General features: G+C 41.1%; 15 protein-coding genes. 8 read left to right on the top strand and 7 right to left on the bottom strand.

Annotation, left to right across the window (positions count from 1 at the left end; translation table 11 throughout):
* Nucleotides 1-3 precede the first annotated feature (3 nt).
* Nucleotides 4-2,331 carry an aerobic respiration two-component sensor histidine kinase ArcB gene (gene arcB / locus L1272_RS16925; protein ID WP_138602046.1) on the bottom strand — a complete coding sequence of 776 codons (2,328 nt, stop codon included), beginning with the start codon at nucleotides 2,329-2,331 and terminating at the stop codon, nucleotides 4-6.
* Between the two features lie 174 nt (nucleotides 2,332-2,505).
* On the opposite strand from arcB, the gene folE2 reads away from it, so the two are divergent.
* The 4 genes from folE2 (at nucleotide 2,506) to L1272_RS16905 (ending at nucleotide 5,864) form a co-directional block, all read left to right on the top strand.
* Complete coding sequence (folE2, locus tag L1272_RS16920) at nucleotides 2,506-3,426, top strand: GTP cyclohydrolase FolE2 (RefSeq protein WP_187490254.1); 921 nt, start codon at nucleotides 2,506-2,508, stop codon at nucleotides 3,424-3,426.
* A gap of 81 nt (nucleotides 3,427-3,507) precedes the next feature.
* The gene (locus L1272_RS16915) at nucleotides 3,508-4,101 is read left to right on the top strand and encodes a DUF2726 domain-containing protein (RefSeq protein ID WP_054551292.1); all 594 of its coding nucleotides are present in this window, start codon (nucleotides 3,508-3,510) and stop codon (nucleotides 4,099-4,101) included.
* Nucleotides 4,102-4,204: 103 nt separating this feature from the next.
* Nucleotides 4,205-4,912 carry a 5'-methylthioadenosine/S-adenosylhomocysteine nucleosidase gene (gene mtnN, locus L1272_RS16910; protein ID WP_235373916.1) on the top strand — a complete coding sequence of 236 codons (708 nt, stop codon included), beginning with the start codon at nucleotides 4,205-4,207 and terminating at the stop codon, nucleotides 4,910-4,912.
* A 1-nt stretch (nucleotide 4,913) separates the two neighbouring features.
* Nucleotides 4,914-5,864 (top strand): cobalamin biosynthesis protein CobD/CbiB, encoded by a 951-nt coding sequence (locus tag L1272_RS16905; protein WP_235373915.1) that lies wholly within the window; start codon nucleotides 4,914-4,916, stop codon nucleotides 5,862-5,864.
* Nucleotides 5,865-5,914: 50 nt separating this feature from the next.
* Here the strand turns inward: L1272_RS16905 and tyrS are convergent, their stop codons facing one another.
* A complete protein-coding gene (tyrS, locus tag L1272_RS16900) occupies nucleotides 5,915-7,114 on the bottom strand; it encodes a tyrosine--tRNA ligase (RefSeq protein WP_199530051.1) in 1,200 nt (399 codons plus the stop codon).
* A 398-nt stretch (nucleotides 7,115-7,512) separates the two neighbouring features.
* Between tyrS and L1272_RS16895 the strand changes: the two genes are divergently transcribed.
* Nucleotides 7,513-8,829, top strand: a complete 1,317-nt coding sequence (locus tag L1272_RS16895) for a peptidoglycan DD-metalloendopeptidase family protein (protein WP_054551288.1) — start codon at nucleotides 7,513-7,515, stop codon at nucleotides 8,827-8,829.
* Between the two features lie 122 nt (nucleotides 8,830-8,951).
* On the opposite strand, the gene L1272_RS16890 is transcribed toward L1272_RS16895, so the two are convergent.
* From L1272_RS16890 to L1272_RS16875, 4 genes are all read right to left on the bottom strand, one after another.
* Complete coding sequence (locus L1272_RS16890; protein ID WP_171042794.1) at nucleotides 8,952-9,128, bottom strand: hypothetical protein; 177 nt, start codon at nucleotides 9,126-9,128, stop codon at nucleotides 8,952-8,954.
* 115 nt (nucleotides 9,129-9,243) lie between these two features.
* Nucleotides 9,244-10,374 (bottom strand): sodium ion-translocating decarboxylase subunit beta, encoded by a 1,131-nt coding sequence (locus L1272_RS16885; protein ID WP_054551287.1) that lies wholly within the window; start codon nucleotides 10,372-10,374, stop codon nucleotides 9,244-9,246.
* A gap of 10 nt (nucleotides 10,375-10,384) precedes the next feature.
* Nucleotides 10,385-12,157, bottom strand: coding sequence for a sodium-extruding oxaloacetate decarboxylase subunit alpha (gene oadA, locus L1272_RS16880; RefSeq protein ID WP_054551286.1), 1,773 nt, complete (start codon nucleotides 12,155-12,157; stop codon nucleotides 10,385-10,387).
* A 15-nt stretch (nucleotides 12,158-12,172) separates the two neighbouring features.
* Nucleotides 12,173-12,421 carry an OadG family protein gene (locus L1272_RS16875; RefSeq protein WP_054551285.1) on the bottom strand — a complete coding sequence of 83 codons (249 nt, stop codon included), beginning with the start codon at nucleotides 12,419-12,421 and terminating at the stop codon, nucleotides 12,173-12,175.
* A 534-nt stretch (nucleotides 12,422-12,955) separates the two neighbouring features.
* Between L1272_RS16875 and L1272_RS16870 the strand changes: the two genes are divergently transcribed.
* A complete protein-coding gene (locus L1272_RS16870) occupies nucleotides 12,956-13,129 on the top strand; it encodes a DUF1328 domain-containing protein (RefSeq protein ID WP_064485886.1) in 174 nt (57 codons plus the stop codon).
* 50 nt (nucleotides 13,130-13,179) lie between these two features.
* Nucleotides 13,180-13,371, top strand: coding sequence for a hypothetical protein (locus L1272_RS16865; protein WP_054551284.1), 192 nt, complete (start codon nucleotides 13,180-13,182; stop codon nucleotides 13,369-13,371).
* Nucleotides 13,372-13,764: 393 nt separating this feature from the next.
* Here the strand turns inward: L1272_RS16865 and L1272_RS16860 are convergent, their stop codons facing one another.
* Nucleotides 13,765-14,688 carry a hypothetical protein gene (locus L1272_RS16860; RefSeq protein ID WP_235373914.1) on the bottom strand — a complete coding sequence of 308 codons (924 nt, stop codon included), beginning with the start codon at nucleotides 14,686-14,688 and terminating at the stop codon, nucleotides 13,765-13,767.
* A 124-nt stretch (nucleotides 14,689-14,812) separates the two neighbouring features.
* On the opposite strand from L1272_RS16860, the gene L1272_RS16855 reads away from it, so the two are divergent.
* Nucleotides 14,813-15,277 carry a YcxB family protein gene (locus tag L1272_RS16855; protein ID WP_235373913.1) on the top strand — a complete coding sequence of 155 codons (465 nt, stop codon included), beginning with the start codon at nucleotides 14,813-14,815 and terminating at the stop codon, nucleotides 15,275-15,277.
* Nucleotides 15,278-15,382: the final 105 nt, after the last annotated feature.

Here is a 15,382-nt window from a genome sequence, read left to right as displayed (position 1 = left end):
GAATTAATCTTCTAACTGCTGTAAGAATAATTGGAGGGCGTCACGCCCTTCATTTATTTTAACTGCAAGTTCATCAAGCCACTGCTGTAACTCTTCACTACTTTCTTCAAGCGCGCCGTGTTCCATCTTCTTAGCATGTAACTGCACATCGTTTAAGCCTACAGAGCCAGCTGCACCTTTCAATTTATGCGCCACCGATTTGTATTCTTCTCTATCATCTTCAGCTAACGCATCTGCTAGCTCAGTTTGATACTGAGGGTTTAACTTATTAAATAACTCACAGCTACGATTAAAAATAACCAGCCCCATTGAGCCTACAAAGTCTTCGATGGTTTCTATATCGAGAAGCTCAACACGTATACCCGATAAGTCTTTTTCCGTCACGGCTTTAATTGGCTCAGGCTGACAATTTTGTTGCTGCTTTATATCAAATAGCTCGCCGAGCATTTTATCGAGTTTTGTGGTGTTGATAGGCTTAGCGAGTGCACCTTGAATATTAATACCCGCAAGTTCTTCTTCGGCACTACGCACGTTGGCAGTCAAGGCAACGATTGGCAGCTTATCAAAGTGCTCATCATCACGAATTTGACGAGCAACTTCATCACCATTGATGTCTGGTAATTGCATATCAAGTAAAACTAGGTCTAAGTCATCTTCTGTGTATACAAACGACAGCGCATCTTCACCTGTTTCAGCCCAAATAACTTCGTGACCACGCTGCTCAAGTAGGTTGGTAGCAATCTCAGCATTTAGCGGCACATCTTCAACTAAAAGAATATTTAAGCTGCGTACCGCATAACTTTGCTCAGCTGGCGCAATACAAAGCTTAAGGGGAATTTCGACAACAAAAACACTGCCCTCACCTTCAGTACTGCTGACATTGATTTCACCTTTCATCGCAGTAACAAGTGCTTTAGTTACTGCAAGACCAATCCCTGAACCAATTGCATTGGTGCCTTTGATATCAGGTGCCTTATAGTACATGTCAAAAATACGGTGCAGCTGCTCTTGAGGAATGCCTTGACCGGTGTCGCTTACACGCATCACTAACCAAGGCCCATCAGCGCGATTCTCACGGCGACATTCAAGCTCAACATGACCCTGTTGGGTGAACTTAACCGCATTATTGATAAGATTCCAAACAACTTGACGTAAACGAGTCGGATCAAGTGACGCATAAACGTCTAACGTACCTTTGCGTTTAATATTGAACTCAAGCCCCTTTTGCTCAGCAATTAAGCCTGCAAAGTTCACCACATCATTTATAAAGTCGGCCACATTGACTGAGTCAGCAACAATATCAAGCTGCTCACGATCAATTTTATCCAAGTCGATAATATCGTTAAATATATTGCCAAGGGTTTCGGCGCTTGAGAATACCGTGTTACACCAACTACGTTGTTGTTTATCAAGTTCTGTATCTAGCAACATGCGGGTTAAACCCACTATACCGTTAAGCGGTGTTCTTAGTTCATGACTTAGAGTCGCAATGAATTTACCTTTATCTTTGTAAGCCGCTTCAAGGGCCTGAGCCGCCTCTTTACGGCTGGTGATATCACGGCCAAAGGCAAGTAAACCAATGTACTCACCTTTTTCATTAATAAAGGGTAACTTACGCATCTCAAACCAACGCTTTTCACCATTAACAGGGTATTCAACGTCAAGTGTAAGAGCTTGGTGAGTTTGAGATACTTTTTTGTCGGTGCGAAGTACCTCCGGTAAATAATCACTTGGATAGATTTCTTCGACACTCTTGCCGATTAACTCATCGCTGCTTTTACCAATCACTTGTTCGAACATTTTATTACAGCCAGCAAACACACCATTGTTGTCGCGGTAATAAAACAAATCGGGAGATGAGTCGACAATAGAGCGTAATAGCATGCCTTGTTGAGCTAGTTCTTGTTGAGTTTTCTTACGCTCAGCAATTTCGCGTCTAAGTTCTTCTATTGCTCTGTGCTTAGCATGAAACGCCATTTTACGTTCATCAATCTCTTCGTTTAAGCGACTGATATTGTCTTTTAGTGTTTGATTGAGCAGTTTTTCTTGTTTGGTTGCGCTATCTAGATAACTATAAGATGCTTCTAACTGGCGAATAGAATTGAGCAGCACTGTTATTAATATCGGCGATACTACTGCGGTAAAAAACAACACAGCTAAAACATCAACTAAAGTTACCGTACCGACTGCTACATAATAAAACATGCACGATAAAATCAGCGACATGACCAGTAATAAGGCATAACAGGCAGCGGCAGTTTTAAACTCACCGTACTTAGAAATAAAGCTTGAGAGTGTGCGAGCCCAGGGACTCAAAGAAGAATCAATCATATATTAAAGCTTAGGCACATAATCGAAAAAAAACAGCATAGTTAATTTTATCACTATTCCTTTAGAAATATTCATATTGTGCGATAAACATAGAATTTTTTCATCAACGCCGCTTTTTTATATTTTTTCATGTAAAATACCGCGCTTTAATAATTGCAAAGAATGAGTATTACCATGCAAACCACAATGCCAGATATTGCTGATACGGCTCCCGCCTTACAAACAGGTAAATTAGACTGGGTTGGCATGGGCGAAATTGAACTTCCTTTCATTTTTGAAACTCGCAATATTGCCCCTGTAAACGTAATTGCCAAGGCACGCGCTTTTGTAAACTTGCATAAAGAAGACGCCAAAGGCATTCATATGTCGCGTTTATTTTTAGCCCTTGATACCTTATCAACCGAGCAGCAAGTTAATCCACAAACTCTCAAGCAAGCACTTGATGCCTTTATTAGCAGCCATGATGATTTAAGTGACCAAGCACAAATCGAATTTAAGTTTGAGCTACCACTGCGCCGAAAATCTTTATTAAGTGGCAAAGTAGGTTGGAAAAACTACCCGATTCATCTGATCGCTAAGATCAACCAAGGCATTGTAAGCTTTGAGTTAATGGTTAATGTCACTTACTCGTCAACATGCCCATGTTCAGCGGCTCTTGCTCGTCAATTAATTCAAAATGCCTTTAGCGAAAAGTTTGCAGAACAAAATGTTGATAAGCAAACTGTTTTAGAATGGCTAGGCACAACTGACGGGATTGTAGCTACACCACACTCACAGCGTTCAATCGCCAACGTGAAAGTAAAACTCGACAGCCAAATTGACAGCTTTGATGTGGTTGGCTTAATTGATGCTTTAGAAACTGAGCTAAAAACGCCAGTACAAGCGGCGGTTAAACGTGAAGATGAGCAAGAGTTTGCCCGCTTAAATGGTCAAAACCTCATGTTCTGCGAAGATGCTGCACGTAAAATTAAAGGCTTACTTGAACAGCATAACTACGCAGATTACTGGCTACAAATAAACCACTACGAATCACTTCATGCCCATGACGCAGTAGCAATCGCTGTTAAAGGGGTTGCTGGCGGATACACGGCTTAAAAATTTCGGGTAGCTCCATACAGTTAGGCACGCTAATTGCTATTAGTTTTCAGTGTCAATTTGTTGTTGTGGAGTTACCGTATGGAATTCGCTTTATTATCAATTTTAGTATTAGTCGTCGTAGCCTCTGTTGTTGCGTCAAAGTTTACCGATGAAGGCGGAAACCCTTACCCTTTCACTCGTAAGCAAACTGTTTTTACGCAAGTTGAGAGTGCTTTTTTACACCTGCTAGAACGTGCTGTAGGTGACCAGTACAAAATCGTCAGCCGTGTTAAACTGATTGATTTAATCGACTGTAAGCAAGGCTTATCTGTCAAAGCTAAACGTGCTGCAATGGCTAAAGCCAAAAACAAACAGTTAGATTACGTGCTTATCGACAAGGACAAACTTAGCATTGTTGCCGCTGTTGATTTAGTAAATAACACCAACCGCGACGGCCATAAAGCACAACGTGACTGGTTTGTCAGTGGCGCGTTAGAAGCGGCAGGCATTCCGCATATTCGTATGAAAGTAAAATCAGGCTATCAACCAAGAGAAGTGCGTGACGCTATCATGTTTAAACTTGGTAAACCTGCAGCAGCACCGGCAAGACCTGCACGCAATCGAGTAACTAAACCAGCAGTACTATCACCATCACAAGCAAAAGCACACTCAACGGCGCTTGCAGAAATATAGTCCGTCATAATATTGGCAAAAGCAGACTTTAAGGTCTGCTTTTTTGTTTGTTTTAGACATTTTTAGGTATAATCATCCTATTCAACCTAAGGAATCAAATATTATGCACGTTGGTATTATTGGCGCGATGGAGCCAGAAGTAAAAATCTTACGCGAAGCAATGGTAAACCCAAGCATCATGACTAAAGCTGGTTTTACCTTTTACACCGGTGAACTAGCGGGTAACACTGTTACTTTAGTTCAATCTGGTATTGGAAAAGTAGCTTCTGCAGTAGCAACGACACTACTAATCGACAACTTCAGCCCAGATTGTGTGATCAACACAGGTTCTGCAGGTGGTTTTGAGCCATCGCTAAATGTAGGTGATGTGGTTATTTCTTCAGAAGTTCGTCACCACGATGTAGACGTTACTGCATTCGGTTACGAAATCGGCCAAGTACCACAAATGCCAGCGGGCTTTACTGCGCACCCTAAATTGATTGAAGCGGCAGAGCAAAGCGTAAGCCAAATCAGCGAGGTCAAAACCATGATTGGCCTAATTTGTACTGGTGATTCATTCATGTGTGATCCGGTAAGAATTGAAAAAACACGCGCAGAATTTCCAACTATGCTTGCAGTAGAAATGGAAGGTGCAGCAATTGCACAAGCTTGTCACGTGCTAGAAACACCATTTGTTGTTATTCGTTCAATGTCTGACATTGCTGGCAAAGAATCGCCGCAATCATTTGAAGAGTATATCGAAACTGCATCTATCAACTCATCTAAAATGGTTGTTGCTCTTTTAGAGAAGCTAACATCGGTGAGTTTATAAGGTGATTGCAAATATTGTTCAAAACCATTTGGACATTATTGTATTTTTTGTAGCGCTCTTAGCTGAGCGCTTCTTTCCTTTGGTTAGTTGGTATCATCCTAATACCTTTTTAACCGTTATTTTCTCTGCCCTCAGCGATCGTTTATACAACCCAACGAATCCTAAAAGCTATCAATATTTAGCCTCAACTTTGGCTTTTACACTCACCATTTTAGTGATAGTGACATTAGTTGTGCTGTTTTTAGAGTTTGCTTTTTACCCTGAGTTATTAAGTGGCTTAATTTTATATTTGTTACTCAGTAGCCGCGCGCAAGAGAAGAAATCATTACGTATTGCCAGATTGCTCAAGCTCAACCAAAAAGCGACTGCTAGAGAGCTACTCTCGAGCCTTGTTGCCCGTGATGTATCACGTTTATCGGCTTCTGGAATTTGTAAAGCAACCATGGAGTCACTGGTGTTACAAAGTGCGCGGCATTATTTTGCCGTTATATTCTTTTATCTACTTGGCGGCGCTATCCTTGCTTTAGTTTATCGCTTACTGACATTAATTCATCAAGCATGGCGAAAAAACCAAAAACCAAACAACCCGTTTTTGGCTACCATTGCTAAGTTACTATTTGTATTGGAGTGGTTACCCACTCGATTAGTCGCATTAACCATTGCAGCAACCAATGCCAGTAGACAGAGCATCCATTACATTAAGCACTATGGCAGACACTTTTATCAAACCAATACGGGTTGGCTGTTAAGTGTTACATCGGCTGCTCTACAAGTGCAATTAGGCGGCCCTGCCCTTTACCAAGGTGAGCGCTTTAATAAAATGCGTGTTGGTACTGATCGCTTGCCAGATGCCGATGATATTCCCGCTTTAGTGAATCGTTTAAATCAAGCGAAAGCATTTTGGTTACTACTTATCATCGCCATTGAAGTGGCTACGCTGTTTATTAACTAAAAAAGGCACAAAAAAACCAGCCGCAGCTGGTTTTTATTCTGTTAGCTTATTTAAGCTAAGGTGATTTTAGCAAACTTACGTTTACCTACTTGGTAAATCTGTGTAGTGCCTTTAGCAACTTCAAGCTTAGTATCCGTTACTTTTTCTTCACCATTAATTTTTACAGCGCCTTGTTTAATCATACGCATTGCTTCTGACGTACTTGCAACAAGGTTCGCTTCTTTTAATAGATTAGTGATAAACACAGTGTCTTCAGCAATTGTTACTGTTACTTCAGGGATCTCATCTGGTAATGCATTCTTTTGGAAACGCTTGATGAAATCTTGATGAGCACCTTCGGCTGCTTCTTCGCTGTGGAAACGTGCAATCATTTCTTTGGCAAGCTCAATCTTAATGTCGCGCGGGTTTGCACCATCTGCAACACGTTGTTTAAGCGCTGCAATCTCTTCGATAGATAATGCACTTAATAAGTCATAGTAACGCCACATTAGCTCATCACTAATAGACATCACTTTACCAAACATGTCGTTAGGCTCATCAGTAATACCAATGTAATTACCTAATGACTTAGACATTTTCTGAACGCCATCAGTACCTTCAAGCAGTGGCATCATAAGTACTGTTTGTGGCTTTTGACCTTCGTCTTTTTGTAATTCACGACCCATTAATAGGTTAAAGCGTTGGTCTGTACCGCCAAGCTCAACATCAGCTTCTAATGCAACTGAGTCCCAACCTTGTACCAGTGGATATAAAAATTCGTGGATAGCAATTGATTGACCGTTGGCATAACGCTTTTTAAAGTCATCACGTTCTAGCATACGTGCTACTGTTTGACGCGCAGCCAGTTTAATCATACCTGCTGCACCTAAGTTCTCCATCCAAGTAGAGTTGAATGCAACTGTAGTTTTAGCAGGATCAAGAATCTTAAATACTTGCTCTTTATAGGTTTCAGCATTAGCTAATACATCTTCACGGGTTAACGGTTTACGCGTTACGTTTTTACCCGTCGGATCACCAATCATACCGGTGAAGTCACCGATCAAGAAAATCACTTCATGACCTAGGTCTTGGAAGGTTTTCATTTTGTTGATAAGAACTGTGTGACCTAAATGCAGATCAGGCGCAGTTGGATCGAAACCCGCTTTGATCTTAAGTTTCTTACCAGACTTTAGCTTTTCGACTAATTCGTCTTCAATTAATATCTCTTCTGCACCGCGTTTTATCTCAGCTAGAGCGGTTTGTAAATCCACTGTGTATTACTCCAAAAATTCAGCTACCGGGGCGTGGTGGCCTGTCAGGGTTATAAATATAGAGCTAAAAACTTTAAAATTTAGCTAGTTAGCACCAAAAAGCGACACTAGAAAAAAGCCTAACTTAAATAGTTTAAGAAACAGCCCTGAAGGCAGCGCGCATGATTGTTCTTTATACCGCGTTATTGCAATTTAATGAAGGGACTTTAGTTAACTAATGTAGATTTAGTTTAACCATAGACATCTGCTGCAATTTTAAACAAAAAAGTTTAACGCGCAGGCCAATTCTAGCGTAAAATAGCGCCAGTTTAAATCTACAAAACACTGGTATTTGCTCTATTTTAGGTATATCCTGCGATATTAGTATTTAAATTTCTTGACAGCAGAAAAGGCACGATATGGTTCACGTAGTGCACAAACTTCCCAAAAAACACAAACTGCTTATTCTCGGTTTGGTTTCTGCTATTGTCGGCTTGGCATTATTGCCTTCTGAAAAAGCCACCGCATCAAAGGACAACAGTGCAAACGCACTTGAAATTGGCAAACGCTACGAATTACAAGTTAAAGTTGATGATAACGAAAAACTAACTGAGCTTAATTCGGAGCAAGCAGCAGCAAAACTTCCAGAATACGAGCTTATCGACCATGAAGTACGTAATGGCGATAATTTAGCACTTATCTTTAAACGTGCGGGTTTCTCAGCGCAAACATTACACAAACTAGTTAATACCAACGCTGAAACTCGTAAGTTAACAAAAATTCACCCAGGCGAAATCTTAAGCTTTGCAACCGCTGAAGATGGCTCTTTAGCGCAGCTTCGTTATGTGATCTCAAAAACAGATACCTTATACGTTACATTAAATGACGAAGGTAACTACGACACTTCTATCGATAGCAAAGAAATCGAAACGCTAAGTAAATCTGCTGGCGGCGAGATCTCTAATAGCTTTTGGACATCAGGCATTGCCGCTGGCTTAAGCGAGCGTCAAATTATGAATTTTGCTGACATCTTTGGTTGGGATGTCGACTTTGCTAATGACATTCGTAAAGGTGACCAATTTGGTCTTATTTACGAAGCTCACTATGTTGATGGTGAATACATTGGCGACGGTAAAATTATTGCCGCAGAGTTTATTAACCAAGGCGAGCGTTACACTGCTATTCGCCATACCGATGGTAACTTCTATACGCCTGAAGGCCGCAGCATGAAAAAAGCTTTCTTACGTGCGCCAGTTAACTTTAAGTATATTAGTTCGAGCTTTAACCCGCGTCGTTTACACCCAGTGACCAAAACGGTAAAACCACATAACGGTATCGATTACGCAGCGCGTACCGGTACGCCAGTTGTATCATCGGGTAATGGTAAAGTGATTAGAGCAGGCTACAGTAAATACAATGGTAACTATGTATTTATTAGCCATGGCACACAGTATGTAACTAAGTACTTACACTTAGACAAAAAGATGGTTAGAACTGGTCAGAAAGTGAAGCAAGGCCAAAAGATTGGTACGGTTGGTGCGACAGGTCGTGTAACGGGCCCACACTTACACTATGAATTCTTAGTAAACGGTGTACACCGTAATCCGAAAACGGTCAAACTACCTAAATCAGAGCCTTTACCGCGCGATGAGTTAGCTAAGTTTAAACCGATTGCTGATAACTTCTTAGCGCAATTACAACGTAACCGTGAGTTACAATTGGCGTTAAATAAGTAGTTAAGTAAACATAAAAAAGCCGCTTCAATTGAAGCGGCTTTTTTGTGCCAAATAAACCCGGCTAAAACTATTATAGACTTTACTAAAATGAGTACTGATAGCACTGCGGTTTAATACAACTATTACCTTAAAAGAACATAGATAAGTTGAATAATCAGCGAAATCATCACCAGTGGCCAAATGTACTTTGCATACTTTGTCGCGCCATCAAGCCCCATTCTAGACTGATATTTTTCAAGTAGCGGTATTAGAATAACCAAGGCAACAAAAAGGCATAATAAGATAATAAAAACATTCATGGCGGCTTCCTTACACAACTATCATTTAACTACAATTTCTTTAGGGTGACCCTAGTCTATAGGCAAAAAAAAGCGCAGTAAAATTACTGCGCCAGTCGGTTGGAAGTAAATCGACTTAGCCAACAATCGCTAACAGAATACCTGCTGCAACGGCACTTCCTAATACCCCTGCTACGTTTGGTCCCATGGCATGCATTAACAAGAAGTTATGCGGGTTGCTCTCAAGGCCTACCTTATTAACCACCCGTGCTGCCATTGGTACCGCTGACACACCTGCTGCGCCTACTAATGGGTTGATTGGCGATTTAGAGATCTTATTCAGACCTTTTGCCATAAACACCCCTGACGCTGTACCAATTGCAAAGGCCAATGCACCTAACACCAAAATACCGATTGTTTCTACGGTTAAGAACTTATCGGCTGCAAGCTTTGAGCCTACCGCTAAGCCTAAGAAAATGGTGGTAATGTTGATGATTTCGTTTTGTGCACTATTGCTCAAACGATCAACCACGCCCGATTCACGCATCAAGTTACCTAGGCAGAACATACCTACCAGCGGTGTTGCCGCAGGTAAAAACAAGATAGTTAAACTAAGCACCATTAATGGAAAAACAATTTTCTCTTTTTTCGATACTGTACGAAGTTGCGGCATTTGAATTTCGCGCTCTTCTTGCGTTGTTAATGCACGCATAATTGGCGGCTGAATAATTGGCACAAGTGCCATATATGAATAAGCCGCTACTGCTATTGCACCAAGTAAATCAGGTGCCAGCTTAGATGCTAAGAAAATAGCTGTTGGACCATCTGCTCCACCAATAATGGCAATGGCCGATGCATCTTGAAGTGTAAACTCAAAACCAGGAATAAAGTTAAGTAGAATTGCACCAAATAAAGTAGCAAAAATACCAAACTGTGCAGCCGCGCCTAACAGCAACATACGCGGATTTGCTATCAAGGCACTAAAGTCTGTAAGCGCCCCCACGCCCATAAAGATCAAAAGTGGGAACACCCCAGAATCAATCCCGATATCGTACACGTAATAAAGCAAACCACCCGGTTCAGATAACCCGGCTACAGGAATATTAGTTAAAATAGCCCCAAAGCCGATAGGTAATAACAATAATGGCTCAAATTTACGGGCGATTGCGAGATATAATAACCCGCAACCTACCGCAATCATTATTAATGCAGGAAAGGTAAAGTTAGCAATACCTGTCGCATGCCAGAGGTTTAAAACACCATCCATCCTCTGCCTCCTATGCTAGCGCGATTAGCGCATCGCCAGTGGCAACAGAGTCGCCCTCTGCTACTAATACTTCAGCTATTGTACCTGAGTGTGCGGCGCGAACTTCTGTTTCCATTTTCATTGCTTCCATTATGATAACCACATCACCTTCATTTACTGTTTGGCCAGCTTTTACTTTCACTTTGAAAATATTGCCTGCTAACGGCGCGTTTAAGGTTTCGCTAACAGACGCTGAGGCAGATTGAGGAATTAACTCACTGTCTTTTAGAGTTACTTCTTTTAGTTCACCACCTTGCGCTACAACGACATCGTAAACTTTACCGTCAACTTTAACGCTGTATTGCTCTGCTTTTGCAGGACTTGAAGCGGCTGGTTTGCTTTCTGACTTAGCAACTTCACCCGTTGGAATTGCTTCAAACGCATCAGGGTTGTTACGGTTTTTAATAAACTTAAGGCCAATTTGAGGGAATAATGCGTAAGTAAGCACATCATCAATCACGTCATCAGCAAGCTCTAAACCTTGCTCTTTAGCTTCACTTAATAACTCTGCTTCAAGCTTCTCAAGTTCAGGCTCAAGCTTATCAGCAGGACGGCAAGTGATTGCTTCAGCGCCATCTAGTACACGTTCTTGCAGCTCTTTATTCATTGGCGCTGGTGTTGCACCATACTCGCCTTTAAGGACACCCGCAGTTTCTTTAGTGATGGTTTTATATCGCTCGCCAGTCAAAACATTAAGTACTGCTTGAGTACCAACAATTTGCGAGGTTGGTGTAACGAGTGGAATGTAACCTAAGTCTTCGCGAACACGCGGGATCTCGAGTAATACTTGATCAAGTTTGTCAGCAGCACCTTGCTCTTTAAGCTGATTTTCCATATTAGTTAACATGCCGCCCGGCACTTGCGCTAATAAGATACGTCCATCAACGCCTTTAAGGCTACCTTCAAATGCAGCATATTTCTTGCGTACGTCACGGAAGTAAGCAGCAATTTCTTCTAATTGGTTTAAATCAAGGCCTGTGTCTCGCTCAGTGCCTTCTACAATTGAAACGATGGTTTCTGTGGCGCTATGACCATAGGTCATACTCATTGACGAAATAGCCGTATCAAGCATATCGATACCTGCATCGATCGCTTTTTGGTAAGTTGCAGTGCTTAAACCTGTGGTCGCGTGGCATTGCATCGCAATAGGAATAGACACAGTTTCTTTTAAACCTTTGATCAACTGTTCACAATCATAAGGCTTTAATAAACCTGCCATATCTTTGATACAAATTGAATGACAACCAAGATCTTCTAGTTGTTTTGCAAGCTCAAGCCACATATCAAGCGTATGTACAGGGCTTACTGTGTACGAAATAGTACCTTGGGCATGAGCACCTACTTTAACAGCAGCTTTAATGGCAGTTTCAAGGTTACGCACATCGTTCATCGCATCGAAAATACGGAAAACATCAACACCGTTTTTGTGGGCACGCTCAACAAACTTTTCGACTACATCATCAGCATAATGACGGTAACCTAGAAGATTCTGTCCGCGTAGTAGCATTTGTTGCTTAGTGTTTGGCATTGCCGCTTTTAGCTCGCGAATACGTTGCCAAGGATCTTCACCTAAATAACGGATACACGAGTCAAACGTCGCACCACCCCATGATTCAATTGACCAATAACCCGCATTATCGAGTTTTTCTGCCATGGGTAGCATGTCGTCTAAGCGCATACGCGTTGCCAAAAGAGACTGGTGTGCGTCGCGCAATACTAGTTCGGTTAGTTTTAATTTAGCCATGTTTAAGCTGCCCCGTTATTTTTGTTTATTTCGAAATTGAGCAATTGCAGCGCTGATTGCTGCAATATGTGCCTGTGGCACACCCTGTTGAGGTTGAATTTTTGCTGTACGCGTAGGTTCTGCAATTGCAGGATCATCAAATCGACCCACTACCTTTGACATTAAAGTGACTGCTGAAATCAAAATAGTCAGAAAAACAAACACGCCTACCATGCCTGTCACCATCAAACTGGCCGCAGTGGTGAGTAATCCACCTATATCCATACGACTCCCCTCGCTTACTTAAAATAAAAAGTTATTTTTGTTAAATAATTATGCACCAATAATAACAAACAAAATTCATTTGTATAGCACCATTGTAAATTGGTAAAACCAATTAAATTTAAAATAACATGACGTACATATAATTAACACCCCACTATTTATGCATTTAAAGCCCTGCTATAGATGATATAAATAATCAATATAGCCAGTCGTTATATGCTGAACTATTAATTAATAGCAACAAAATGGCTAAAAACCACACACAACAAGGTGTTAGAGGTAGCCAACCCAAATAAAGTTAAATTGGTCTTACCATTTATTGGTGCATTATCTCTTTTTCTCATGCATCTCAATATGAAAAAATATCACTATGAATAAGTTACATGCTTACTCGTAAAAGTTACCAAATGATGAACCCTCTAAAGAACAACAAAAACACACAACCCATTGAAATATATAAAATAAAAGTTCTGGCACAGAACTCGCTTCAGTTACATCGAACTTAAGAAAATTTAAATAGCCAAGGAGACCACTATGTTACGCTGGACAATTACTTTTCTAGTTATCGCGTTAATCGCAGCAGTGTTAGGTTTTGGCGGTATCGCAGGAGCCGCTGCAGGCATCGCTAAGATTATCTTTTTTATATTTTTAGTATTACTTGTTATTTCGCTGGTATCAGGAGCACTTAGAGGCAACGTCCCTAAGTAGTTAAAAGCAGATAACCACTTACTTTTTTTAAATTTACAAGGAATTTCATTATGAAAAATTCAACTTTAAAAGCCGCAACTATCGCCCTATTTTCAGGTCTTTTCATCATGGGTTGTGAAGACAACTCTGCTGAAGACGCAGGTGAGCGTATTGACGAAGCAATTACTGATACACAAAATGCAGTTGAAGATGCATGTGAAGAAGTAAAAGAAGGTGTTAACGCAGAAGAAACTAACTGCTAATAGCACACCTTACTTAAGAAAAGCGGCCAAGTGCCGCTTTTTTGTTTTTTAAATGATGCATGAGATCTGAGATAATCGTAGGAATGGTTTTAACCGTGAACTTTTGGCTATAGCGTGAGTTTTTTCGGCGTTAAAACGCCTCCTACAAGTCTTAACTTGGGTTTAAAGTCTGATGACTTTATAAACCACCGCGCGAAATAAATTTCACGCCTACGTGAGCCTCAAACTCGATAACTTTACTCTTTCCTCTAGAAATTCGCTAACTTGTTGGGTTTTAATCTGATAGCTGACGGCTGAAAGCTGATAGCTCCTTTCTCTAGAAACTCGCTAACTTGTTGGGTTTTAATCTGATAGCTGACGGCTCTGAGTGCGTCTCCGTTCTACCCAACGTTATCACTCACATACCTTAGTGAGGGGCACATTTGTCGTTACACTTGCTATATGCCATTGGCCGTCGATAAAACTTACTTTTGCGACATCGCTTACAGCAAAATCTCCGGGGACATTTAAACGCGTTAAGTTACTCGCTAACGGCTGCTGACAATATGGGCCGGTATCACCATGCATTACAAGCACAGGCTTCTTAGTGTGCTTTGCAAAGTCGCTGATGGCATCTCGGTATAGTTTAAATGCATCACATTTAGAGCGCTGCGATTCACTACAGGCGGGTTTACTGCTTGGGTGGTAAATATCAGCCTGAAAGCCAAACACATAGGCCTTAGCATCTTGTTGAACAAGTGCTTGTTTTAACCAAATTAAGTTGTACTTATCACGTTTGTCAGCGGCATCAAGTGCTGCGTTTTTGTCACTTTTTAAAATTTGCGAGCGGCCATTAAAAGTGCCCGGTATATGCAAAGTACGAAACTCAATACCATCAAACTGCCAACGGGCATTCTCTAGCATTTCAGCTTGTGTGGCATAACCCTGTAGTTGCTGTGCTTTTTGTGTATAAGCCTCGTCGAACATTAAGCCTTTAACAAAGCTTAGCCGCTCAAGCTCATCAAAACGTACCGATAGCTTTTCTCGGTCACAATCGGTCCATTCATTATCACCGGGGGTGTAAATAAAAGGCTGTGGGGTCAATGACGTCAATAACGCTTTATTTGTTTGCAAAAGCTTGTTCGTGCAAGCAAGCGCCCCGGATTTCATATCACCAAGATGTATTAAAAAGCCATGCGGTGTTGCTTCGATTGCCTTGGTAATTTTTCCGCCTTTGGCGAGATTAATTTCATCAATCGGGGTGTATGGCATATCGCCCATAACTAAAAAAGTATTTGTGGTCATTGCAAGTGCTAATGACATTGAACTAACTAACATACAACTTACGCCTTTAAAATACACATAACTTAAGCTCTCACAATGACAACTAAATGAAAACCAACTACGGCAGATTTTTTCTATCAATGTTAAACTGCTGTCAGCAAATTAAGTGAGCCCACGAATGACATTAAGTACAACTTACACATTAGATAAACCGTATTATTACGAATGCTTTGATGAGTCTTTGCCTTATTCATCTCAAGCCAAGCCTAAATACCCGCTGTTGATATTGTTAATAACCTTAGGCTTATTGGCGTTTTATCAATTAGAGAATCATTACCTTGGTAGCTTTATGATTATGCTTGCCGTCGTTGAGTGCTTATCGTTTTATTACAAGCGCCCATGGTGGGTCGCAAGACAAATGATGAGCCGTGCATCAGGCAGCGAAGTGACTATCGTATTTGATGATGGGGTGAAAGCCGAAAACCCGTATAAAAGCTACCAATTAAGCTGGCAACAGATTAGTGAGATTATTGAAACTGAGCGAGGTTATATTTTAAAGGCACAGCGCGGTATGCAATATATTTCTAAACAAGCGCTAAATGATGAAATGACAGCCGAACTAAGTAAAAGATCCACCTTCTAAAGAAGGTGGCTTTGCATTAGCCCCCTAGAAGGGGGCGTTGTTTACTGCAGTGTTAACTGCGCCTGCTCTTGCACCTCTTCCTTTTCTTGGTGCCTGACATACCGT

This window comes from Pseudoalteromonas sp. PAST1 (genome assembly GCF_021532515.1).
Classification (GTDB): domain Bacteria; phylum Pseudomonadota; class Gammaproteobacteria; order Enterobacterales; family Alteromonadaceae; genus Pseudoalteromonas; species Pseudoalteromonas simplex.
This window is presented reverse-complemented; position numbering and strand designations above follow the sequence as displayed.

Bases quoted from the DNA above. Each gene is read 5' to 3' on its own strand.
- L1272_RS16860 (WP_235373914.1), bottom strand. From the start codon at position 14,688: ATGTTAGTTAGTTCAATGTCATTAGCACTTGCAATGACCACAAATACT.
- L1272_RS16870 (WP_064485886.1), top strand. From the start codon at position 12,956: ATGTTACGCTGGACAATTACTTTTCTAGTTATCGCGTTAATCGCAGCA.
- L1272_RS16895 (WP_054551288.1), top strand. From the start codon at position 7,513: ATGGTTCACGTAGTGCACAAACTTCCCAAAAAACACAAACTGCTTATT.
- L1272_RS16885 (WP_054551287.1), bottom strand. From the start codon at position 10,374: ATGGATGGTGTTTTAAACCTCTGGCATGCGACAGGTATTGCTAACTTT.
- L1272_RS16865 (WP_054551284.1), top strand. From the start codon at position 13,180: ATGAAAAATTCAACTTTAAAAGCCGCAACTATCGCCCTATTTTCAGGT.
- arcB (WP_138602046.1), bottom strand. From the start codon at position 2,331: ATGATTGATTCTTCTTTGAGTCCCTGGGCTCGCACACTCTCAAGCTTT.
- L1272_RS16915 (WP_054551292.1), top strand. From the start codon at position 3,508: ATGGAATTCGCTTTATTATCAATTTTAGTATTAGTCGTCGTAGCCTCT.
- L1272_RS16875 (WP_054551285.1), bottom strand. From the start codon at position 12,421: ATGGATATAGGTGGATTACTCACCACTGCGGCCAGTTTGATGGTGACA.
- mtnN (WP_235373916.1), top strand. From the start codon at position 4,205: ATGCACGTTGGTATTATTGGCGCGATGGAGCCAGAAGTAAAAATCTTA.
- L1272_RS16890 (WP_171042794.1), bottom strand. From the start codon at position 9,128: ATGAATGTTTTTATTATCTTATTATGCCTTTTTGTTGCCTTGGTTATT.
- folE2 (WP_187490254.1), top strand. From the start codon at position 2,506: ATGCAAACCACAATGCCAGATATTGCTGATACGGCTCCCGCCTTACAA.
- L1272_RS16855 (WP_235373913.1), top strand. From the start codon at position 14,813: ATGACATTAAGTACAACTTACACATTAGATAAACCGTATTATTACGAA.
- oadA (WP_054551286.1), bottom strand. From the start codon at position 12,157: ATGGCTAAATTAAAACTAACCGAACTAGTATTGCGCGACGCACACCAG.